Origin of the sequence: Lysobacter sp. Hz25, assembly GCF_046097045.1 — a bacterium.
Lineage (GTDB): Bacteria > Pseudomonadota > Gammaproteobacteria > Xanthomonadales > Xanthomonadaceae > Lysobacter > Lysobacter antibioticus_B.
The window spans coordinates 5,001,488-5,022,242 of the sequence record NZ_CP175666.1 but is presented as its reverse complement, the minus strand read 5'-3'; the positions used below and the strand labels follow the sequence as shown (position 1 = coordinate 5,022,242).

Annotated in this window: 17 protein-coding genes; 5 read left to right on the top strand and 12 right to left on the bottom strand. The window is 67.0% G+C overall.

Annotation, left to right across the window (positions count from 1 at the left end; genetic code table 11):
• The first annotated feature begins 47 nt into the window (after nt 1-47).
• On the top strand, nt 48-1,478 hold the full coding sequence (gene atpD / locus ACKN61_RS20650; RefSeq protein ID WP_031371123.1) for a F0F1 ATP synthase subunit beta: 1,431 nt from the start codon (nt 48-50) through the stop codon (nt 1,476-1,478).
• Nucleotides 1,479-1,609: 131 nt separating this feature from the next.
• On the top strand, nt 1,610-2,035 hold the full coding sequence (locus ACKN61_RS20645; protein WP_408951025.1) for a F0F1 ATP synthase subunit epsilon: 426 nt from the start codon (nt 1,610-1,612) through the stop codon (nt 2,033-2,035).
• Nucleotides 2,036-2,722: 687 nt separating this feature from the next.
• Here the strand turns inward: ACKN61_RS20645 and ACKN61_RS20640 are convergent.
• Nucleotides 2,723-3,106, bottom strand: coding sequence for a GtrA family protein (locus ACKN61_RS20640; protein WP_408951024.1), 384 nt, complete (start codon nt 3,104-3,106; stop codon nt 2,723-2,725).
• 146 nt (nt 3,107-3,252) lie between these two features.
• Here ACKN61_RS20640 and ACKN61_RS20635 point away from each other — a divergent pair, with 146 nt between their 5' ends.
• Nucleotides 3,253-4,176, top strand: coding sequence for a glycosyltransferase (locus ACKN61_RS20635; protein ID WP_408951023.1), 924 nt, complete (start codon nt 3,253-3,255; stop codon nt 4,174-4,176).
• Here ACKN61_RS20635 and ACKN61_RS20630 read toward each other — a convergent pair.
• Nucleotides 4,142-5,743 (bottom strand): hypothetical protein, encoded by a 1,602-nt coding sequence (locus ACKN61_RS20630; RefSeq protein ID WP_408951022.1) that lies wholly within the window; start codon nt 5,741-5,743, stop codon nt 4,142-4,144. The genes ACKN61_RS20635 and ACKN61_RS20630 overlap by 35 nt on opposite strands.
• Before the next feature lie 72 nt (nt 5,744-5,815).
• On the opposite strand from ACKN61_RS20630, the gene glmU reads away from it, so the two are divergent.
• Nucleotides 5,816-7,195, top strand: coding sequence for a bifunctional UDP-N-acetylglucosamine diphosphorylase/glucosamine-1-phosphate N-acetyltransferase GlmU (gene glmU, locus ACKN61_RS20625; RefSeq protein ID WP_408951021.1), 1,380 nt, complete (start codon nt 5,816-5,818; stop codon nt 7,193-7,195).
• Between the two features lie 223 nt (nt 7,196-7,418).
• Here glmU and ACKN61_RS20620 read toward each other — a convergent pair whose 3' ends face one another.
• From ACKN61_RS20620 to ACKN61_RS20575, 10 genes are all read right to left on the bottom strand, one after another.
• On the bottom strand, nt 7,419-8,204 hold the full coding sequence (locus ACKN61_RS20620) for a hypothetical protein (protein WP_408951020.1): 786 nt from the start codon (nt 8,202-8,204) through the stop codon (nt 7,419-7,421).
• 212 nt (nt 8,205-8,416) lie between these two features.
• Entirely contained in the window at nt 8,417-8,605 is a 189-nt protein-coding gene (locus ACKN61_RS20615; protein ID WP_408951019.1) for a hypothetical protein, read from the bottom strand.
• Between the two features lie 208 nt (nt 8,606-8,813).
• Nucleotides 8,814-10,121: a sensor histidine kinase gene (locus ACKN61_RS20610; RefSeq protein WP_408951018.1), complete on the bottom strand. Its 1,308-nt coding sequence runs from the start codon at nt 10,119-10,121 to the stop codon at nt 8,814-8,816.
• A gap of 9 nt (nt 10,122-10,130) precedes the next feature.
• Complete coding sequence (locus tag ACKN61_RS20605; RefSeq protein ID WP_408951017.1) at nt 10,131-11,486, bottom strand: sigma-54-dependent transcriptional regulator; 1,356 nt, start codon at nt 11,484-11,486, stop codon at nt 10,131-10,133.
• 271 nt (nt 11,487-11,757) lie between these two features.
• The gene (locus ACKN61_RS20600) at nt 11,758-13,635 is read right to left on the bottom strand and encodes a DUF885 domain-containing protein (RefSeq protein WP_408951016.1); all 1,878 of its coding nucleotides are present in this window, start codon (nt 13,633-13,635) and stop codon (nt 11,758-11,760) included.
• Nucleotides 13,636-13,782: 147 nt separating this feature from the next.
• Entirely contained in the window at nt 13,783-15,009 is a 1,227-nt protein-coding gene (locus ACKN61_RS20595; protein WP_408951015.1) for an ABC transporter permease, read from the bottom strand.
• A gap of 23 nt (nt 15,010-15,032) precedes the next feature.
• Complete coding sequence (locus tag ACKN61_RS20590; protein WP_408951014.1) at nt 15,033-16,361, bottom strand: ABC transporter permease; 1,329 nt, start codon at nt 16,359-16,361, stop codon at nt 15,033-15,035.
• A gap of 10 nt (nt 16,362-16,371) precedes the next feature.
• Complete coding sequence (locus ACKN61_RS20585; RefSeq protein WP_057919201.1) at nt 16,372-17,106, bottom strand: ABC transporter ATP-binding protein; 735 nt, start codon at nt 17,104-17,106, stop codon at nt 16,372-16,374.
• A gap of 25 nt (nt 17,107-17,131) precedes the next feature.
• Nucleotides 17,132-17,353, bottom strand: coding sequence for a hypothetical protein (locus tag ACKN61_RS20580; protein ID WP_152566121.1), 222 nt, complete (start codon nt 17,351-17,353; stop codon nt 17,132-17,134).
• Nucleotides 17,354-17,355: 2 nt separating this feature from the next.
• Entirely contained in the window at nt 17,356-18,639 is a 1,284-nt protein-coding gene (locus ACKN61_RS20575) for an efflux RND transporter periplasmic adaptor subunit (protein ID WP_408951013.1), read from the bottom strand.
• A 187-nt stretch (nt 18,640-18,826) separates the two neighbouring features.
• Between ACKN61_RS20575 and glmS the strand changes: the two genes are divergently transcribed.
• On the top strand, nt 18,827-20,659 hold the full coding sequence (glmS, locus tag ACKN61_RS20570; RefSeq protein WP_408951012.1) for a glutamine--fructose-6-phosphate transaminase (isomerizing): 1,833 nt from the start codon (nt 18,827-18,829) through the stop codon (nt 20,657-20,659).
• The last annotated feature ends 96 nt before the right edge of the window (nt 20,660-20,755 follow it).

Sequence of the window (20,755 nt, the reverse complement as noted above, 5' to 3'; positions counted from 1 at the left end):
AGGCCAGCGACCACGAGCAGCATTTGAAAGTTACTGAGGAATCAAAGATGAGCAGCAGCCAGGGCAAGATCGTTCAGATCATCGGTGCGGTCGTCGACGTCGAGTTCGCACGCGAGTCGGTGCCGCGCGTGTACGACGCGCTGAAGGTCGAGAACACCGCCATCACGCTCGAAGTGCAGCAGCAGCTCGGCGACGGCATCGTGCGCGCGATCGCGCTCGGTTCCACCGACGGCCTCAAGCGCAACCTGATCGCCATCAACACCGGCAAGGGCGTTTCGGTGCCGGTCGGCGTGGGCACCCTGGGCCGCATCATGAACGTGCTCGGCGAGCCGATCGACGAAGCCGGTCCGGTCGAAGCCACCGAGCATTGGGAAATCCACCGCGCGGCTCCCGATTACGCCGACCAGTCCTCGGGCAACGAGCTGCTGGAAACCGGCATCAAGGTCATCGACCTGATGTGCCCGTTCGCCAAGGGCGGCAAGGTCGGCCTGTTCGGCGGCGCCGGCGTGGGCAAGACGGTCAACATGCTCGAGCTGATCAACAACATCGCCACCGAGCACTCGGGTCTGTCGGTGTTCGCAGGCGTCGGCGAGCGTACCCGCGAAGGCAACGACTTCTACCACGAGATGGCCGAAGCCGGCGTCATCCAGCTCGAGAGCCTGAAGGACTCGAAGGTCGCGATGGTGTACGGCCAGATGAACGAGCCGCCGGGCAACCGTCTGCGCGTCGCCCTGACCGGCCTGACCATGGCCGAATACTTCCGCGACGAAAAGGACGAGAACGGCAAGGGCCGCGACGTGCTGTTCTTCGTCGACAACATCTATCGCTACACGCTGGCCGGTACCGAAGTGTCGGCGCTGCTCGGCCGTATGCCGTCGGCGGTGGGTTACCAGCCGACCCTGGCCGAGGAAATGGGTGTCCTGCAGGAGCGCATCACCTCGACCAAGACCGGTTCGATCACCTCGATCCAGGCCGTGTACGTGCCCGCGGACGACCTGACCGACCCGTCGCCGGCCACCACCTTCGCCCACCTCGACGCCACCGTCGTGTTGAGTCGTAACATCGCGTCCCTGGGTATCTACCCGGCGGTCGACCCGCTCGACTCGACCTCGCGTCAGCTCGACCCGAACGTGATCGGCGCCGAGCACTACGACACCGCGCGTCGCGTCCAGGCCACCTTGCAGAAGTACAAGGAGCTCAAGGACATCATCGCGATCCTCGGCATGGACGAGCTGTCGGAAGAAGACAAGCAGGCCGTGTCGCGCGCGCGCAAGATCGAGCGTTTCTTCTCGCAGCCCTTCCACGTCGCCGAAGTGTTCACCGGCGCGCCCGGCAAGTACGTGTCGCTGAAGGACACGATCCGCGGCTTCAAGGGCATCGTCGAAGGCGAGTACGACCACCTGCCGGAGCAGGCGTTCTACATGGTCGGCGGCATCGAGGAAGCGGTCGAGAAGGCCAAGAAGATGGGCGTGGGCTGAGACGCCCTCCGGGCGTCTCGGGATTAGGGATTAGAGATTAGGGATTCGTAAGGCGGTACGAGGCGGTTGGCCAGGTTTTGCCAATCCCGAATCCCGAATATCGAATCCCATCGAGCGAAGCGAGAAAGACTATGGCCACTACGTTCCGTTGCGACATCGTCAGCGCCGAGGAAGAAATCTTCCACGGCGAGGCGACGCTGCTCGTCGCCACCGGCGAGATCGGCGAACTCGGTATCGCACCGCGCCACGCGCCGCTGATTACGCGCCTGAAGCCGGGCAAGGTCGTGGTGACCCTGCCGAGCGGCGAGCAACTGGATTTCGCCGTCTCCGGCGGCATCCTGGAAGTGCAGCCGCAGGTCGTCACCGTGCTGGCCGACACCGCGATCCGCGCACAGGACATCGACGAAGCCGCCGTGCGCGCCGCCAAGGAAGAAGCCGAGCGCATGCTCGCCAACCGCGGCCCGCAGATGGACGTCGCCGAAGCGCAGTCCAAGCTCGCCGAGGCGATGGCGCAGCTGCAGGCGCTGGAGCGTCTGCGCAAGAACATCAAGCACTGAGTCTTGCTTCGCGACGCGCAGCAGATCATCGCTGCAACGAAAACGCCGGCCTTGCGCCGGCGTTTTTCGTTTCGGGATCGAGTCGCGGCGATGTGCTTGGGTACTTTCGGACCGTCGTCCCGAAGGCGACTCTACTTCGGAGCCGAACATCCAGAGACTTCAGAGTCATGTCTGGGTGAAGCCCTGGATCCCCGCTTTCGCGGGGATGACGAGGGGATAGAGATGTGGCGCTAGCACCTACCGTCATTCCCGCGAAGGCGGGAATCCAAAGACTTCAGAACTGTGCTGCGATGGAGCCCTGGACCCCCGCCTGCGCGGGGATGACGAGGGGATAGAGATGTGGCGCTAGCACCTACCGTCATTCCCGCGAAGGCGGGAATCCAAAGACTTCAGAACTGTGCTGCGATGGAGCCCTGGACCCCCGCCTGCGCGGGGATGACGAGGGGATAGAGATGTGGCGCTAGCACCTACCGTCATTCCCGCGAAGGCGGGAATCCAAAGACTTCAGAACTGTGCTGCGATGGAGCCCTGGACCCCCGCCTGCGCGGGGATGACGGTAGCAGACAGGCGCGGTTCGCCGCCGTCGCTGCGGCGCCGTTGAACTCAGCCGAGGCCTCTCAACGCCGGTCCGTCAGCGGCGGCTCTTCGGCGGCGGCCTCTCAGCGCCGGCCTCTCAACGGCGGCCTCTCAACGGCGATACACCCAGTGGCGAGAGACCAGGAAGCCGACGCCGCCGAGAAACACTTCGATGACCGGCTTGGCGAGCCAAGTCCATTGCAGGCCGGCGTAGCTGTCCACCGTGCTGACCGCCCAGGTGCTGACGAGGGTGGTGCCGATCCAGAGCATGACGAAACGCCCGAACTGGCGCCGGCCGACCCGGGTGTCTTCGCTGGCGAAGGTGAAACGGCCGTTGAGCCAGAAGCCGATCAGGGCGCCGCTGACGCGGCCGACGAGGTTCGCGGCTTCGACCGGCATGCCGAGGTGGCTGAGACCGACCATGACGCCCCAGTCGATCAGGTATTGCAGCGCGCCGAAGATCAGGTAATTGCGGCCCTGGCGGGTCAGGCTCATGCGCCGGCCTCGGCCGCGAGGGCGGGGACGATCTCGGCGGGGGCGGGCTTGGCGGAAGCGGGCGGGGCGGCGGTCATGCGCGCATTCTAGCCAAGCGACCCTGTACCATCGCGCCCATCACCAGCCGGCACGACGGGAGCGGCGGTTTGCGCAGCGCAGTACTCATCCCCTGCTACAACGAAGCCCGGACGGTGGCCAAGGTGGTCGCCGACTTCCGTCGCGTCCTGCCCGACGCCGAGGTTTGGGTGTTCGACAACGCCAGCACCGACGACACTGCGGCGATCGCGCGCGCCGCCGGCGCCCGGGTCCACCGCGTGCCGGCCAAGGGCAAGGGCAACGTGGTGCGGGCGATGTTCCGCGAGGTCGAGGCCGACGTCTATCTGATGGTCGACGGCGACGACACCTACCCGGCCGACCATGCCGCGATGCTGATCGAGGACATCGTCGAGGGCCGCGCCGACATGGTCGTCGGCACGCGCCTGGAAAGCCACGACAGCGGTTCGTTCCGGCGCTTTCATGGCTTTGGCAATCGCCTGGTGCGCTGGAGCATCGGCCGTTTGTTCGGGCAGCCGGTACGCGACGTGCTGTCGGGCTATCGCGCTTTCTCGCGCCGTTTCGTCAAATCGATGCCGGTGCTGTCGAGCGGTTTCGAGATCGAGACCGAGATGACGGTGTTCGCGATGGCCCACGCCTTCGTACTCAGCGAACGCACCGTGCCCTACGGCGTGCGCCCGGAAGGCAGCGAATCCAAGCTCAATACCTTCCGCGACGGCTTCCGCGTGCTGCGCACGATCGGTTTCCTGTTCAAGGACTTGCGGCCGCTGCTGTTCTTCGGCATCGCCGCCTTGATCGCGGGGTTGGCGAGCCTGGGCTTCGGCGCCTTCGTCGTCCACGAATACACCCTCAGCGGCGCGGTCACTCATCCCTCGACCGCGGTGCTCGCCGCGGCCCTGGCCCTGACCGCCTTCATCCTGCTCGCGACCGGGCTGATCCTCGACACCGTCAACCGGCGCTCGAACGAGATCCTGCGCCTGATCACCGACCAGGTGGTGCGCTACAGATCGGAGTGAACGGCGTCCGCGCGAGCGGGCACAGTTCGATCTCGGCCAGGCTGTCGGCGACGCGCCGGCAGGCGCCATCGACGCGCAAGCCGTACAGGCTCATGCGTTCGGCCGCGACCGTGTCGACTTGGATCGGGCGCAACAGCCACAGCGGCCCGACATGGCCGGCGATCCGGGTTTCCACGCGCGCCTGCAGCCGGGTGCATTGCTGCGGGTCCATGAAATTGTTGCGTATCGCCAGCGCCGGTACGCCGCGCGGCAGGAACGCGACCGCATGCCCGATCGGCGTTTCGGTGCTGGTCACGACCAGGCTGTCGACGGGCAACGCGGGAAACTCGACCGAGATCATCGGGCTGCGGAACGGGTCGCGTCCCCAACCCGGATGCTTGGTCGGCGCGATGACCAACAGCGCGCCGACCACCAGCGCGGTGCGCGACCAACGCCGCGCGAATGCGACCGATATCACGCCGACGATGAGCACCGAGAACAACAGTTCGAGCGGATACAGATAACGGTAGATGCTGTAGACGCCGAGCCAAAAGCAGTAGCTGACCAGGACGAAGGCCAGCAGCGGCCAGTACGGCGCGGCGGCTTCCCGTTGGTCGGAACCCTCGGCAGCGACAGGCGATGCGCTCGCCGCTGCGGCGCCGCGCTTGCCGCGCAGCCACAGCCAAGCCGCGAGTGCGCACAAGCCGAGCAGCAGGCGCGCATCGGCGAGCGAGGCTTCGGAGAAATCGTTGCTCTTGCGCAGCAGGCGCACCGGCACGTTCAGCGCATCGAGCGCGGTCTTCGGCAGGAAGCGCAGGTCGCGGCGCTCGCTGAACAGCGCATCGGGCGAGTGGAACCAATGATTGAAATAGGGGAACAGCGGATTGCCGTGATGCTCCCACAGGTACCAACCCCACGGCCCCCAGCTCAGGGCCGCGCCGACCGAGCCGCCGATTGCCAGGGCGATCAGGCGCGCCGGCAGTTGCTTCAGCGGCCCCGCGCACAAGGCCATGGCGATGAAGCCCAGGCAGTACATCACGGCGGTGAGCTTGAGGCCGGCGGCGATGCCGGCCAGCAGGCCGACCGGCAGCCAGGTCGCCCAGGCGTCGCGGCGCCGGAACGAATCGACCGCCCACCACAAGGCCGCCAGCACGAAGGCGCCGACGATGTGGTCGTTGAAGGTCGCCGCGGTGCCGGGATACACCGCGGCACCGGTGATTGCGACCAGGCCCGCCATCCAGGTGCGCAGCCGGCTGCGCTGCGCCGGCATCAGCGCGTCGAGCAGGCGCAGGCCGAACAGCAGGGCGATGAAGCTCGGCAGGGCCAGCCACAGCATGACCAGCCAGCCGCCGGCGCCGCCCCGCACCAACAGGGCGAAGGGCAGGTCGGCGATCGGGTTGTGCCAGGTCTGCATCTGCGCCGCGGCGATGTCGTAGTCCAGGCGTCCGTCGAGCCAGGCCAGCGGCGTGTACAAATGATAGTTACGCAGGTCCCAGTTTGCGTCCTGGCGTTGGACCAGCGCCGCGAGCAAGGTGAAGAACAGGGCGACCAGGGCGGTCGGTCGCCAGGAAACGCGCTCAGCGGGCATGCAGAATCCTCGTCAAGGCAGTTGCTAAGATTCGGCCCGGACGCGGAGTGCGCGTCGAGGAACCCGAAATCCATGGCTCACGATTCGATGAATCAATTGCATATCGTCATCCTCGCCGCGGGCGAGGGCAAGCGGATGAAGTCGGCCACCGCCAAGGTGCTGCAGAAGATCGCCGGCCGGCCGATGCTGGCGCACGTGATCGAGACTGCGCGGGCGCTGGGCCCGGCCGGCATCCACGTGGTCTACGGCCATGGCGGCGAACAGGTGCGTGCGGCCTTCGAAGGCCAGGACGACCTGCATTGGGCCGAGCAGCAGCAGCGCCTCGGCACCGGTCATGCGGTGCAGCAGGCGATGCCCGGCGTGCCGCAGGATGCGCGAGTGCTGGTGCTGTACGGCGACGTCGCCCTGATCACCCCCGAGACCCTACAGCGTCTGCTCGCCGCGCCCGGCCGCATCTCGGTATTGGTCGCCGACCTGGACGACCCGACCGGCTACGGCCGCATCGTCCGCGATCCCGAAGGCCGCGTCGGCCGCATCGTCGAACACAAGGATGCCGACGAAGAGCAGCGGGAGATCCGCACCGTCAACACCGGCATCCTCGTCGCCGACGGCGAGCCGCTGCGCCGCTGGCTCGACCGCCTCGGCAACGACAACGCGCAGGGCGAGTACTACCTCACCGACGTGTTCGCCGCGGCCGCTTCCGAATACAGCCCGGCCGAGATGGTGCATGTCGCCGACCCGATCGAAGTCGAAGGCGCCAACGATGCCTGGCAGCTCGCCCAACTCGAGCGCGCCTACCAGTGGCGCGCGGCGCGCGCGGTCTGCCTGCAGGGCGCGCGCCTGGCCGATCCCTCGCGCTTCGATCTGCGCGGCGAAGTCCGGGTGGGCCAGGACGTCGAGATCGATGTCGACGTGATTCTCGAGGGCAAGGTCGAACTCGGCGACGGCGTGCGCATCGGCCCGTTCTGCCGGCTCAAGGACGTCAAGCTCGGCGCCGGCACTCTGGTGCGCGCGCATTGCGATCTCGACGGCGTGGTGGTGGAGGGCGCGGCGCAGATCGGTCCCTATGCGCGTTTGCGTCCGGGCACCGTGCTCGCCGATGGCGCCCACGTCGGCAACTTCGTCGAAACCAAGAACCTCACCTTGGGCGTCGGCAGTAAGGCCAATCACCTGACCTATCTCGGCGATGCGCTGATCGGCGCGGGCGTCAACGTCGGCGCGGGCACCATCACCTGCAACTACGACGGCGTCAACAAATCGACCACCACGATCGAGGACGGCGCCTTCATCGGTTCCAATTCCTCGCTGGTGGCGCCGGTCACGATCGGCAAGGACGCGACGATCGCAGCCGGCTCGGTGATCACGCGCCTGGCGCCGCCGGGAGAACTGACCGTGGCGCGCGCGCGCCAGTCGACGGTGGAAGGCTGGAAGCGGCCGGTCAAGAAGAAGTAAGCGGTCGCAAACGCAGCGCGGCGCGCCTGGTGGCGCGCCGCGATGCCGCCCGCTGCACGAAAGCGGGTGCAGAGACTTTGCAAAGCTCCCTGGATTAAGCCCTGGATCCCCGCCTGCGCGGGGATGACGATAGGTGGGCTCTGCCGCGACTCTCCAGGCTGTCATCCCCGCTAAGGCGGGGATCCAGAATCTTCAGCGCGATGTCGCGCCGCGGCGGCTTCGATCAGGGAACGTATTCCACCGACTCGGTGGCGCCGATCTGCGCCTTGGCGATCTCGGTGTAGTACTGCGCGGCTGCGGTCCTGTCGAGGAAGGCGTTCGGCGCCCAGATCATCACGCCCTGGTAGCCGCCGTTGGCGACGTTCTGGGCGATGGTATGCGCCTGCGACGCCGAGCTGAATTCCGGCGAGATGCCGAGGAACAGGCTGGACTTACTCATGCCGTAGCCGACGTACGGCGTCAGATAGCTGACGCTGCCGCCGTAGGTCATCTCATACCCTTCGGTCAGCTGGTTGGCGGCGTTGTTGGGCGAGCGGAAGTACTGCGAGTCGGACCACAGTGCTTTGCTCAGGGTCTTGCCGGAAAAGTACGGGTTGCTGCGGATCGCCTTGAGCACCGAATAGAACGAGCTCGCGCTGCCCGAGCAGCTGGAGTATTCGTCGTCGACGTTGATGCCGTCGAGGCCGTACTTGACCACGTCGGCCACCATTGCGTTGCCGAGCCGGGTCGCCGTCTTTGCGGTCATGTTGCACGACCAGCCCGCGTTCTGATGATTGCCCAGATAGGAAATCTGGACCTTGATGCCACTGTTCTGCAACTGCCGGACCGCGTCGATGTTGTCCTTCAGGATCGCGCTCATCTCCGTGTTGTAGTACAGCACGGGCGTGTTGGGCGTGCTGCCGTTGATGTTGGCGGCGAACAACACGAGATCGGAGAAGAACGGCTGGCCGCTGCTCTTGACCCGATAGTGACCGACGTCCTTCACGTCCTGCGGCGACGGATTGTTCAAAAATACGACGTTGCGCGCGCAAGCTCCGAAGCTTGCAAGAAATGCGATTAGACCGGCAGCCAGAAGCGTAGATTTGCTGAGCATTGGCGAATCTCCTGTTCGGTTGTTTGGAATTTTCTTCGGTTTTTGCGGGTGCACGCGTCCTCCGTCGTTCGGGTTGCAGGGGCGTCCTGTCTAGAAACGAACGCGAGGGCCGCTCCCCTACATCGATCTCATGCGTCGGCTCGAACGTGAACGGTGAGCGAAGCGATATCGCCAACTTCGATCGTCATGCCGGACGCGTTCGCAGTCGCTGCGGTTAACGAGGGTCGGATGGACGCTTCGCTGGCGCCGGCTATGTTGAGGCGGTTACGGCCGATGTGTTGCGACAGCATCGTCGATGCTGCGATGACCGCGGTCACGCATCGTCGATGCGGGCAGGGCTCGATCGCGGAGCCGCAGGTGTCGATGTGTCCGGCGAGGCTGTTTCGATTCCGCAAGCGCGCAGTGAAATCGACGGGGCAGCGATGCGGGTTACGCAGATCGTGGGCTTCGGTCGGTCAGTCGCCGAGCCGGTAGCGGCGGCCGGAATGTATACGGGCATCGACTGCTATCGCGCTTACCCGCGGCTTATGCATCGGGCAACACCATCGACACGCACAAGCCGCCACCTTCGCGATTGAGCAGAGCGATGCGGCCACCGTGGGCCTCGGCGATCTCGCGCGCCAGGGCCAGGCCCAGACCGGTGCCGTTGCGCTTGGTCGAGTAGAAGGGCAACAAGGCGTTGGACAGCACGGCGTCGTTCATGCCGCTGCCGCGGTCGAGCACGTCGATGCGCCAGGCATCCTGCACGCGGCGCAGTTGCAGGCGTACTTCCTCGGGCTTGGAGCCGGATTCGTGGGCGTTCTTGAGCAGGTTGATCAGGCTCTGTTCGAGCTGCGCGGCGTCGACCCGCGCGATCGCTTCGCCCTGCACGCCGTCGTAGGCGAAATCGACCTGGCTGCGCAGTTGCTCGACGAAGCGCGACCACTCGATCGGCTGCAGGCGCGGCGAGGGCAGCTTGGCGAAGCGCGCGTAGTCGCGGATGAAGCCTTCGAGATGGCGGGCGCGTTCTTCGATCGTGGTCAACGCGGTCGGCAGGCGCTCGTACTGGCCGCGACGCAGCAACTCGGCGCCGGAGTGGGCGAGCGAGGCGATCGGCGCCAGCGAGTTGTTGAGCTCGTGGCTGATCACCCGGATCACCTTCTTCCAGGTCTGCACTTCCTGGCGCCGCAGCTCGGCGGTGAGCTGACGCAGCAGCACGAGTTCGTGGGCGCGGCCGTTGAGACGGAAGATGCGGCGCGAGAGGTGATAGATCTCTTCGTTTTCGATATCCCCGACCGAGAACATGCCGTCGCCGCCGCGCTCGAAGGCTTCCTGCATCGGCGTGGGCGCGCGCGACAACAGGTCGGCGAAACTCTGGCCCTCCAGGCGCCGGCCTTCGCCGAGCATTTTGCGCGCGGCGAGGTTGCCGTGAACGATGCGCCGGGTCGGGTCGACCAGCATCATCGCCACCGGGGTGTTCTGGATCATGGTGTCGAGCAGCAACTCGCGCTGCACGAGGCTCAGGCGTTGTTCGCGCAAGGCATCGCCGAGGCGATTGTGGCTGGCGACCAAGTCGCCGAGATCGCCCTGGCCATTCCAGTTGAAGCTGATCGAATAGTCGCCGTCGCGATAGCTGGCGACCGATCCGGCGAGGGCGCGAAACAACGAGTTCATCGGCGCGAAGGCGCGATGGACGTGATAGATCAGCAGCGGCGCCAGCACCGCCACCACGATGGCGAGGGCGAGCCAGCGGTTGGCGAGGTAGTCCGACAGCCACAGGGTCAGCGCCGCACCGCCAGCGAGGTAGGCCAGGGCGATGACGCTGAAGACCAGACTCAGGGGAAGACGGCGCATGATCGGACCTCAGTCGCGCTTGATGCCGAGCCGTTCGAGGCGGCGGTACAAGGCCTGCCGCGACAGGCCGAGTTCGCCGGCGGCTTGTGCGAGCACGCCGCCGGCGCGTTCGAGCGCGGCCTCGATGGCGATGCGGTCGGGTTCTTCGCCGCCGTTGGCCGCACTCGGCGGCGGAGCGACCGGCAGGCCGAGGTCGGCCGCGCCGATGCTGTCGCCGCGCGCGAGCAGGGCGGCGCGCTGCAAGGTGTTGCGCAGTTCGCGCACGTTGCCGGGCCAGGCATGCGCGTACAACGCGCTTTCGGCCTCTTCGCTGAGGCGCTTGCCTTGCGCGATCGCGTTGTCGCGCAGGAAATGCCGCGCCAACGGCAATACGTCGTCGCGGCGTTCGGCCAGCGGCGGAATATCGATCTGGATGGTGTTGAGGCGGTAGTACAGGTCTTCGCGGAAGCGGCCGTCGCGGATCATCGTCGGCAGGTCGGCGTTGGTGGCGCTGATCACCCGCACCTTGACCTGGCGCTCGCGGTTGGAGCCGAGCCGTTCGAAGCGCCCGGTTTCGAGCACGCGCAACAACTTCATCTGCCCCGCCGGCGGCAGGTTGCCGATTTCGTCGAGGAACAAGGTGCCGCCGTCGGCGGCCTCGAACTTGCCTTCGCGCATCTTGTTGGCGCCGGTGTAGGCGCCGGCATCGGCGCCGAACAGCTCGGCTTCGATCAGTTCGGTCGGCAGCGCGCCGCAGTTCAGGGTCACGAAGGGGCCGGACTTGACCGAGGAATTGGCCTGGACGATCTCGGCGATCTTTTCCTTGCCGGCGCCGTTGGGGCCGGTGATGAGCACGGGCACGTCGGCGCGCGCGACCTGGCCGGCGAGCTCGATCACCCGCGCCAGTTGTTCGGAACCGAACACCAGCCCGCGCAGGTCGTAGCGCGCTTCCAGGTCGCGCTGCAGCTTGCGCCGCTGTTCGTGCAGGCGCGACACCTCGCGGGTGCTGGCGCCGAGTTCGAGCAGGTTCTCGACGCTGGCGAGCAGCTTCTGGTCGTCCCAGGGCTTGGCCAGATAATCGGCGGCGCCGGCCTTGGCCAGGTCGACGGCGATGTCCAGGTGCGTCCACGCGGTCAGCAGGATGATCGGCAGGTCCGGATGGCGCGCGCGGATCGCGCGGAACAGCGCCACGCCTTCCTCGCCCGAGGTGGTGTCGGCGGTGAAGTTCATGTCCTGCAGGACCAGGCCGATGTCCTCGCGGGTCAGCAGGTCCAGGCCCTCGTCCGGCGACTGCGCGGTGACCACGCGGATCTCGCGCAGGCCGAACAGCAGGTCGAGCGCGGTGCCGACCGCCGGGTTGTCGTCGATGACCAGGACCGTGCGCATCAGGAATCCGTGTGGTTCGGGAGCGGGCGCCGGATCGCGGCGACTCGTTGCCGACGCAGTATACGGCGCGGGCTCGGCGGTGCAGGTCGGGCCGGCGAGGAGCGGCCGGCGGCGTCGATGTTCGCCATGCGCCGATCGCGACAGCCCGTGGAGACGCGAAGTCCGCGAGCCGCGGATCGCCCTGGCTCCTCTCGCGTGGCCGCGAGAGGAGCGGGGCCGGCCGTCGTCCGGCTTGGACGAGGTTCGTTTGCAGAGGCTTACTTCGCGATGCTTATTTCGCGACCTTGGCCGGCGCCGCATCGGCCGGCACCGAGGCGATCCAGCGATCGATCCGTGTTTCCAGTTCGCGCAGCGGCAAGGCGCCGCCGCCGAGGATCTGGTCGTGGAAGGCGCGGACGTCGAAGCGCGCGCCGAGTCGGGATTCGGCGCGGGCGCGCAATTCGCGGATCTTCAACTGCCCCATCTTGTAGGCCAGGGCCTGGCCCGGCCAGGCGATGTAGCGATCGGCTTCGGCCTGGATGATCGGCTCTTCCATGTCGGAGTGGTCGCGCATCCATTGCACCATCTGCTCGCGGCTCCAGCGCTGGTGATGCACACCGGTATCGAGCACGAGACGGTTGGCGCGGATCAACTCCTGCGAGAGGCGGCCGAAATCGCTGTACGGGTCCTGGTAGAGGCCGACTTCCTTGCCGAGATCCTCCGAGTACAGGCCCCAACCTTCGATGTAGGCGAGCTGGCCGGTCAGGGTGCGGAATTTCGGCAAGGCCGGCAGGCCGCGCGCGACCGACAACTGCAGGTGATGGCCGGGCACGCCTTCGTGGTAGGCGATGGCCTCGACCGTGGTCAGCAGGCGCTTGTCGGGCTCGCCGGTGTTGACCGTGATCAGACCGGGGCGCTTGCCGTCCGGCGTGCCGGGCATGTACTGCGCCGACGAGGCTTCTTTCTCGCGCCAGGTTTCCACCGCCTGCACCTGCACCGCGGTGGTCGGCAGGGTGCCGAACAGATCGGGCAGGCGTTTTTCCATGGCCGCGATGTACTGGCGATACAACTCGAGAATCTGTTCGCGCGACTTCGCGTGACGGGCAGGATCGGCCGCTATCGCCTTGCGCGCGGTCTTCAGATCGGCATAGCCCAGGCGCTGGGCGATCTCGGTCTGCGCGCGTTCGATGCGTTCGACCTCGCTCAGGCCGAGGCGATGGATCTGCTCGGGCGTCATCGACGAGGAGGTGAACTGTTCGATCGCATAGCGGTACAGGCCATCGCCGTTCGGCACCGACCAGATGCCGTACTGCTCGCGGCCTTGCGGCGCGTATTCCTTGGCGACGAACTCGGCGAGGCGGCGATAGGCCGGTCGTATTTGCTGGTCGACGACTTCGAGGATCTGCTTGCGCAGGCGCTCGCGTTCGGCCGCCGGCACGCTGTCGGGGAACTTCTTCAGCGACGCGGCGAACACGCTGTCCTCGCCGGCGACGTCGGCGATGCCGTTGCATTGCGCGGCGACCTTGTCGAGCAGATAGCGCGGTTGCATCAGGCCGTTCTTGGCGCCCTCGCGGGCGACCTCGGTGACCTGGTCGAGGATGCGCGGAATCCCGCGCAGGCGCACGAGATAGTCGTCGTACTGCTGGGTGTCGTTGAACGGGAACGCCTTGACCATGATGGTCAGGAACAGGTGGGTGCCGTTGAACTGGTCCAGCGGCATCTGGTTGGTCTTGAGCTCGTAGCCCTGGATGTCGTTCTCGAGCCAGTGCACCAGCAGTCGGTGATTGAGCAGATCGCTGTCGGCGAAGCCGGTGCTGTCGACCGCCTGGAGACGCGCGAGCAAACGGCGTGTCGCTTCGTTGTGGCGCTTGGCGCCGGCCAGGGAGAAATCGCTCCAGGCGGCGTTGTAGCGGTAGTCGCCGAAGAAACTGGCCTGCTCCGGCAACTCGCGCATCAGGCCTTCCCACTGCTCGTCGACCAGGGCGTTGAATTGGCGCGTGCGGGCGGCGACGTCGTTGGCCGCGGCGGAGGCGGGCGCGGCCGCCGCGCTGTCGGCGGTCTTTGCGGCGGCATAAGCGGTGGGCAGGTAGATGGCGCCGGCGAGCGCGGCCGACAGTGCGGCGATACGGAGCGCGGAGCGCGAGGGGCGGTAGGCGTACGCAAGAGTCATGGTGGGCTCCGTGGTGGCGAATGGTGTCGGGCGGGAGGCGAAGTCCCGGTCCCGTCCGGTGCCCGGACGGGGTTGATATCTACGGATACATCGAAGGGCGGATCGGTGGCACGGCCGAACGACTTATTTTCCCGGCGGTGCGAGCGATCAAGCCGAGCGCGTCGCCAGCGCCGGCGGCACCATCGCCGCGCGCCGGGCCGGGCCGTACACCGCGACTTGTCCGAGCAGCCACAGGCACAGCGCGCCGAGCGGCAGATAGAATCCGGGCAGGCGCGGCAACTCGTAATAGCGCATCAGGGCCAGGTTGATCGCGAACGCCAGCGCCATGCCCAGGCCGATGCCGATGCTGGTCAGCAGGAAGTTCTCGGTCTGGAAATAGCGCAGGATCTGGCCGCGGGTGGCGCCGAGCGCGCGGCGCACGCCGATCTGCTTGGTCCGTTGCTGCACCCAGAAGCTGGCCAGGCCGACGATGCCGAGCGCGGTCACGATCAGCAGGGCGATGCAGACCGACGCGAGCAGCCAGACCATCGAGCGGTCGGTCTGGTGGAACTTGTCGCTCATGTTCTCGAGGGTGTCGTTGTCGACGTCGACGATGCGCAACGGACCGTTCTTGCTCAGCGCTTCGGCGGCGCTCTTGAGCACTTCCTGGCGCCGCGCGGGGTCGGTACGGATCAGGTAGATGCCGCTGTTGTAGTCCACCTGGATCGGGAAGATCACCGAGTAGTCGGCGCTGGCCGGGCCGAATAGTTCGTTCGGACGCAGCAGATGTTCGACCACGCCGACGACGTGGGTCGGCGCGTCGCCCCAGCCGTAGAACACCTTGCCGATCGGGTCCTGGCCGGGGAACAGCATCTCGGCCAGCGAGCGGGTGACGATCGCCGAGGAGACCGGATAGTCCGAACCCGGCTCGCGGATCTTGCGGTAGCTGAGCAGTTCGTCGGCGTTGAAATCGCGGCCGGCGACCAACTTGAGCCCCATGGTCTTGAGGAACTGGTCGTCGCCGAGATAAGTCGTGGCATTGGTCGTCGGCACCGGTTGGTCGCGCTTGAGCTCCAGGCCGGTGTTCCACGACGACTGGCCGTAGCGCACCTGATTGGTCACGGTCGCCGCCTTGACCCCGGGCAGCGAGCGCAACACGGCCAGGTCCGACTTCGTCAACGAATCGGCATCGCCTTTCTCGTTGATGCCGCCGATCGAGAACCGGATCAGCTCGTTCTCAACCATGCCGCTAGGGCGCTGCATGCGGGCGATGCGGCTTTCGATCAGGAACACCGCATTGCAGATGATCGCGCAGGTCAAGGCGACTTCGAACACGATCAGCGCGGCGGCGGTCTTGTGCCGGCGCAGGGTGGACAGGATGGGGCGGATATCCATGGCGTGCCTCGACGGAAGATGGATCACTGACTCTTGAGCTGGATCGCCGGCGTCACCTGGCAGGCGCGCCAGGCCGGCAACAGCCCGGCGAGCACGCTGGCGACGACGGCCAGAAGGAAGGTAACGAGCAACATGGTCGGGTCGAGGCGGGCGAGGGCGGCATAGCTGACCGGCTGTTGGCGCACCGCCCACAGCCCCACCTGCGCCAACAGCAGGCCGAGCAGGCCGCCGGCCAGGCCGACGGTGCCGGCTTCGACCAGGCATTGGGCGAAGATCGCCCTGCGGCTCGCGCCGAGCGCGCGGCGTACGCCGATTTCGCTGGAGCGGCGCAGGAACTTGGCCAGCAGCAGGCCCACCGTGTTGAGCAGACAGACCAACAGGAAGCCGAAGGCGAGCCAGGTCTGCAGGCGCACGTCCGCGGGCACGACGCGCTTGAAATCCAGCCATTGCATGACGTCCTCGAGCACCGGCGCAGTCGGGCGTTCGAAGCGTCCGGCGCTGCGTTGCTGGGCGACATAGTTCTGCAGGTACTGGCGATAAGCCGCGACTTTTTCCGGTGTGCCCAGCTCGACCCAGTAAATCACCCAGGCGCACGGGGCGTTGATGCCGCGACTGCCTTCCGCATCGAGGTTGCTCTCGGCCCAGCAATCGAAGTTGCCTTGCGAGCTCATGTTCAGGTCGCGGCTGGTCGAGAACGGCAGGAACAGCAGTTCGCGTTCGCCGAAGCCGTTACGGTCGGACAGATCGTAGAACTTCGGCTGCGGGTTCCAGTCCCGGATCACGCCGACGACGCGGAACTCGCTCTTGTCGATCCACAGCGACTTGCCGACGCTGTTGCCGCCGCCGAACAGTTTCTCGTTGAGGGCGGCGCCGATCACCGCGACGCGGGCGCGGCGCGCATCGTCTTCGCCCGGCCACGGGCCGCCGTACTGGAACGGCACGCCGAACATGGCGAAGAAGTCGGTCGAGGTGTAGCGCGAGATCTGGCGGAACGGCGGCAGGCCGTTGCGGCGCGGCTCGATGGCGACGTCGCCGCCGCTCATCAGCGCCTGGCGGTCGCCGCGCTTCTCGCGCAGCAGCGCCTCGGCATCGAAGCGGGTCATGTCCTCGTGCGGCTCGTCGCCGGGCGTGTAGCCGGCCATCGGGCGCGGATCCATGCGCGGATGGAACAAGTGTTCGCTCCTGCCCGGCAGCGGATCGCCGGACAGTACGTAGAACACGGTCAGGGTGGTCATCGCCGCGCCGATGCCGAGCGCGATGGCGACCACCATCAACGCGGTCAGCACCTTGTTGCGCTTGAAGCTGCGCAGGGCGAGCTGGACGTAATAGCCGAACTGGCTGTTTCCGGTCATGGCGACGGTCTCAGACGAGGGTGGCGTCGGTATCGACGGAGGCCGTCGGCATCGGGGCGCGGATCAGGCTCGGCTCGGCCTTCAGGTCGGTGGCCATGCCGTCGACGATGTGCACGTTGCGCTGCGCGCGGGCGGCGAGTTCGGGGTCGTGGGTCACCATGATGATGGTCGTGCCCTGAGCGTTGATCTCTTCCAGCAACTCCATCACCCCGCGCGCCATCTGCGAGTCGAGGTTGCCGGTGGGTTCGTCGGCGAGCAGCAGGCGCGGCGTGCCGGCGAGCGCGCGGGCGATCGCCGCGCGCTGTTGCTGGCCGCCGGACAGTTCGGCCGGGTAGTGCTTCATGCGCGAGCCCAGGCCGACCTGGGTCAGGGCCTGCTCGATGCGCTGGCGGCGCTCGGCGGCCGGCATCCGCCGATAGCGCAGCGGCACGTCGCAGTTGTCGAACAGGTTGAGGTCGGGAATCAGGTTGAAGCTCTGGAAGATGAAGCCGATCTTCTGGTTGCGCAGGCGCGAACGCGCATCGTCGGACAGGCCGCGCACGTCTTCGCCGTCGAGCCGGTACTCGCCGCCGCTGAAGGTCTCCAGCAGGCCGGCGATGTTGAGGAAGGTGGTCTTGCCCGAGCCCGAGGGGCCGGTCACCGCGACGAATTCGCCGTCCCGTACGTGCAGGTCCAGCGAGCGCAGGGCGTGGGTTTCGACGAGTTCGGTGCGGTAGACCTTGGTGACCTGGCGCATGTCGAGCATGACGTGTTTCCTTTGGCGGTGGGCTTCAGCGGATCGCGAACATCGGCAGCGCGCACGCGGCCAGGTAACGGTGGATGCGGATCGGGCGGCGCGGTGCGGCTTGGTTGGCGCTGCGCGCGTCGCCGGCATCGCGGGCCTGGTCGAAATCGATCAGCTGATGCAGGCGCAGCGGCACGGCGTCGGTCAGCTCTTGCGAGCTCCACTGCGGGGCGAACGGGAAGTCGGTGGCGTGGTGTTGGGTTTGCATGATCATTCTCCACTGATGCGGACGGTTTCGGCGTTTTCGAACTGGTCGCTGCCGGAGACGACGACACGCTCGCCCGGCTGCAGACCTTCGAGGATTTCCACGGCGTTGAGGCTGCTTACGCCGGTACGGATGCTGCGGCGGGTGGCGACGCCGTTGGCGACGACATAGGCGCTGTTGCCGCCGGCTTGCTCCAGGAACGGGCCGCGCTCGACCATCAGCGCGTTGCGGCGGGTGTCCAGGACGATGCGCGCGCTCAGGCGCTGGCTCTGGCGCAGGCCCGGCGGCTGCTTGCCGGTGAAACGCAGGCGGCTGACCACCTCGCCGTTGACGACTTCGGGCGAAACCGCGGAGATCTGCGCCGCGAACGGCTGGCCGTTGCCGCTGGTGACCTGCGCCGGAATGCCGATCGCCAGGTCGCGGGCGAAACTTTCCGGCACCTTGATCTCGACTTCGAACACGCTCAGGTCGACCACGCTCAACACCGGGTCGTTGATCGCGACGTTGGCGCGTTGGGCGACCTGGACCTGGCCGACCTGACCGTCGAAGGGCGCGCGCAGGGTCAGCGCTTCGACCTGGCGCTGCGCCTCGACCGCGATCGCGCGCTGGCGATCGGCGAGCAAGCGCTTGTTGCGAGTGTCCAGCGCGGCGCTGCGGCCCTGGCGGCCGAGGTCGCCCTGAGCATGGCTCAGGCCGATGTCGGACTTTTTCAGATCGTCCTGGGCCTTGGCCACATCGACCTTGGCCACCGCGCCGCCTTCGAAGGCGCGCTGGTAGCGTTCCAGGTCGCGCAGCGCGGCGACGCGGGCGATCTGCGCCTGGTCGAGGTCCTTGCGCGCGGTCGAACGCGCCAGTTCGGCGTCGAGTTCGGCGCGGCTGGCCTCGGCTTCGAGGCTGGCCAGGGTGGCCTGTTCCTGGGCGAGCTTGCTGCGGAGTTCCGGGCTGTCGATCTCGGCCAGCACCTGGCCTTTACGGACCACGTCGCCGGCGACCACCTTGAGGTCGACCGAGCCGCCGGCGATGGCATACAGGATCGGGCTGTTGGCGGCGATCACCCGGCCGTCGGCGGCGATGTCGCGGACCAATTCGCCGCGCTTGACCTCGGCGATGCGCAGACGCTCGGCGTCGACCGAACGGCCACCCGCGCTCCAGCCCGACAGCAGCCACGCGCCCGCGCCCAAGGCGAGCACGCCGGCGCCGGCGCCGAGCAGCCAGCGGCGACGGTGCCGACCCTGCACGGTGGCGGTGGCGACTCGGTGGTCCTGCGCAGAAGTGTCGCGGATGCTCATTTCGGTGGGACTCGGGCTTGGCGGTTTATCCATAACCCAAGCACAACGCGTGCCAACTGCAAGTCTTTGATTTTTAAAGGCGGACACCGCCGTCCGGGTGTCCGTCCGGACGGACAGTGCGTCCGCCGGACGTGTCCGCCACGGGGCACGGATAGAATGCGGGCATCCCCCAAGGAGTTGCCCCAGCATGTGCGGAATCGTAGGTGCGATCGCAGATCGTGACGTGGTACCGGTTTTGATCGATGGCTTGAAGCGACTGGAATACCGTGGCTATGACTCGGCCGGCATCGCCGTGTTCGACGGCGCCGACCTGCGCCGCGTGCGCCGGACCGGTCGCGTCGGCGAAATGGAAGCGGCCGCCCAGGCCGAAGGCTTCAATGCCTCGGTGGGCATCGGTCACACCCGTTGGGCGACCCACGGCGGCGTTACCGAAGCCAATGCGCATCCGCACATCAGCTTCGGCGAACTGGCCGTGGTCCATAACGGCATCATCGAAAACCACGACGAGCAGCGCGAGCGTTTGCGCGCGGCCGGCTACAGCTTCGAGTCGCAGACCGACACCGAAGTCATCGCCCATCTGATCCACTTCCACCAGTCGCAGGGGGGCGACTTGTTGGCGGCGGTGCAGAATGCGGTGCGCGAGCTGGTCGGCGCCTATGCCATCGCCGTGGTCAGCAAGCGCGAACCCGACCGCATGATCGCCGCGCGCATGGGCTGCCCGCTGCTGATCGGCCTGGGCGAAGGCGAGAACTTCGTCGCCAGCGACGTCTCGGCGATCCTGCAGGCCACGCGCCGGGTGATCTTCCTGGAAGAAGGCGACACCGCCGACCTCACCCGCGCCCAAGTGCGCGTGTTCGACGGCACCGGCGCGGCGATCGAGCGCGAGGTGCACGTTTCCGATGTGTCGCTGGCCTCGCTGGAACTCGGCCCCTACCGCCACTTCATGCAGAAGGAAATCCACGAACAGCCGCGCGCCATCGCCGACACCATCGAAGCGGTGATGGACGACGGCAAGTTCTCGCCGGCGTTGTTCGGCGCCCAGGCCGAGTCGGTGTTCGCCGGCGTCGAGGGCGTGCAGATTCTCGCCTGCGGCACCAGCTATTACGCCGGCATGACCGCGCGCTACTGGATCGAAGCCATCGCCGGCCTGCCGTGCCAGGTCGAGATCGCCAGCGAATACCGCTACCGCGCCGCGGTCGCCAATCCCAAGCAACTCATCGTGACGATTTCGCAGTCCGGCGAAACCCTCGACACGATGGAAGCGTTGAAGTACGCCAAGTCGCTCGGCCACGACAAGACCCTGTCGATCTGCAACGTGCCGGAAAGCGCGATCCCGCGTGCGAGCCAGCTGGTGTACTACACCCGCGCCGGCGCCGAGATCGGCGTGGCCTCGACCAAGGCCTTCACCACCCAGCTGGTGGCGCTGTTCATCCTCACCGCGACCCTGGCCAAGCAGCACGGCAAGCTCTCGGCCGAGCAGGAAGCCGAGTTCATCGATGCGCTGCGCCACCTGCCGGGCAGCATCCAGCACGCGCTCAACCTGGAACCGCAGATCACCGCCTGGGCCGACCGCTTCGCGCCGAAGCAGCACGCGCTGTTCCTCGGCCGCGGCGTGCATTACCCGATCGCCCTGGAAGGCGCGCTCAAGCTCAAGGAAATCTCCTACATCCACGCAGAGGCCTATCCGGCCGGCGAGCTCAAGCACGGCCCGCTGGCGCTGGTCGATGCCGACATGCCGGTGGTGGTGATCGCGCCGAAGGACAGCCTGTTGGAGAAGGTGAAGTCCAACATCCAGGAAGTGCGCGCGCGCGGCGGCGAGATGTTCGTGTTCGCCGACCTCGACAGCCACTTCGGCGAATCCGAGGCGGTGCACGTGATCCGCACCCCGCGCCACGTCGGCGTGCTGTCGCCGGTGGTGCATGCGATTCCGGTGCAGTTGCTCGCTTACCACGCCGCTCTCGCGCGCGGCACCGACGTCGACAAGCCGCGCAACCTGGCCAAGGCGGTCACGGTCGAGTAAGCGCGTCGTCGTGCAGCGCCCAGGATGACTTGGGCGCTGCGTCTTCGGGCCGGTCGCGCCTGCGGCGGCATCGAGGGGGCCGGCCGGGTGGTGCTG

Coding starts and splice junctions, on each gene's coding strand:
- atpD (WP_031371123.1), top strand. CDS start 48: ATGAGCAGCAGCCAGGGCAAGATCGTTCAGATCATCGGTGCGGTCGTC.
- ACKN61_RS20645 (WP_408951025.1), top strand. CDS start 1,610: ATGGCCACTACGTTCCGTTGCGACATCGTCAGCGCCGAGGAAGAAATC.
- ACKN61_RS20640 (WP_408951024.1), bottom strand. CDS start 3,106: ATGAGCCTGACCCGCCAGGGCCGCAATTACCTGATCTTCGGCGCGCTG.
- ACKN61_RS20630 (WP_408951022.1), bottom strand. CDS start 5,743: ATGCCCGCTGAGCGCGTTTCCTGGCGACCGACCGCCCTGGTCGCCCTG.
- glmU (WP_408951021.1), top strand. CDS start 5,816: ATGGCTCACGATTCGATGAATCAATTGCATATCGTCATCCTCGCCGCG.
- ACKN61_RS20610 (WP_408951018.1), bottom strand. CDS start 10,121: ATGCGCCGTCTTCCCCTGAGTCTGGTCTTCAGCGTCATCGCCCTGGCC.
- ACKN61_RS20605 (WP_408951017.1), bottom strand. CDS start 11,486: ATGCGCACGGTCCTGGTCATCGACGACAACCCGGCGGTCGGCACCGCG.
- ACKN61_RS20600 (WP_408951016.1), bottom strand. CDS start 13,635: ATGACTCTTGCGTACGCCTACCGCCCCTCGCGCTCCGCGCTCCGTATC.
- ACKN61_RS20595 (WP_408951015.1), bottom strand. CDS start 15,009: ATGGATATCCGCCCCATCCTGTCCACCCTGCGCCGGCACAAGACCGCC.
- ACKN61_RS20590 (WP_408951014.1), bottom strand. CDS start 16,361: ATGACCGGAAACAGCCAGTTCGGCTATTACGTCCAGCTCGCCCTGCGC.
- ACKN61_RS20585 (WP_057919201.1), bottom strand. CDS start 17,106: ATGCTCGACATGCGCCAGGTCACCAAGGTCTACCGCACCGAACTCGTC.
- ACKN61_RS20580 (WP_152566121.1), bottom strand. CDS start 17,353: ATGCAAACCCAACACCACGCCACCGACTTCCCGTTCGCCCCGCAGTGG.
- ACKN61_RS20575 (WP_408951013.1), bottom strand. CDS start 18,639: ATGAGCATCCGCGACACTTCTGCGCAGGACCACCGAGTCGCCACCGCC.
- glmS (WP_408951012.1), top strand. CDS start 18,827: ATGTGCGGAATCGTAGGTGCGATCGCAGATCGTGACGTGGTACCGGTT.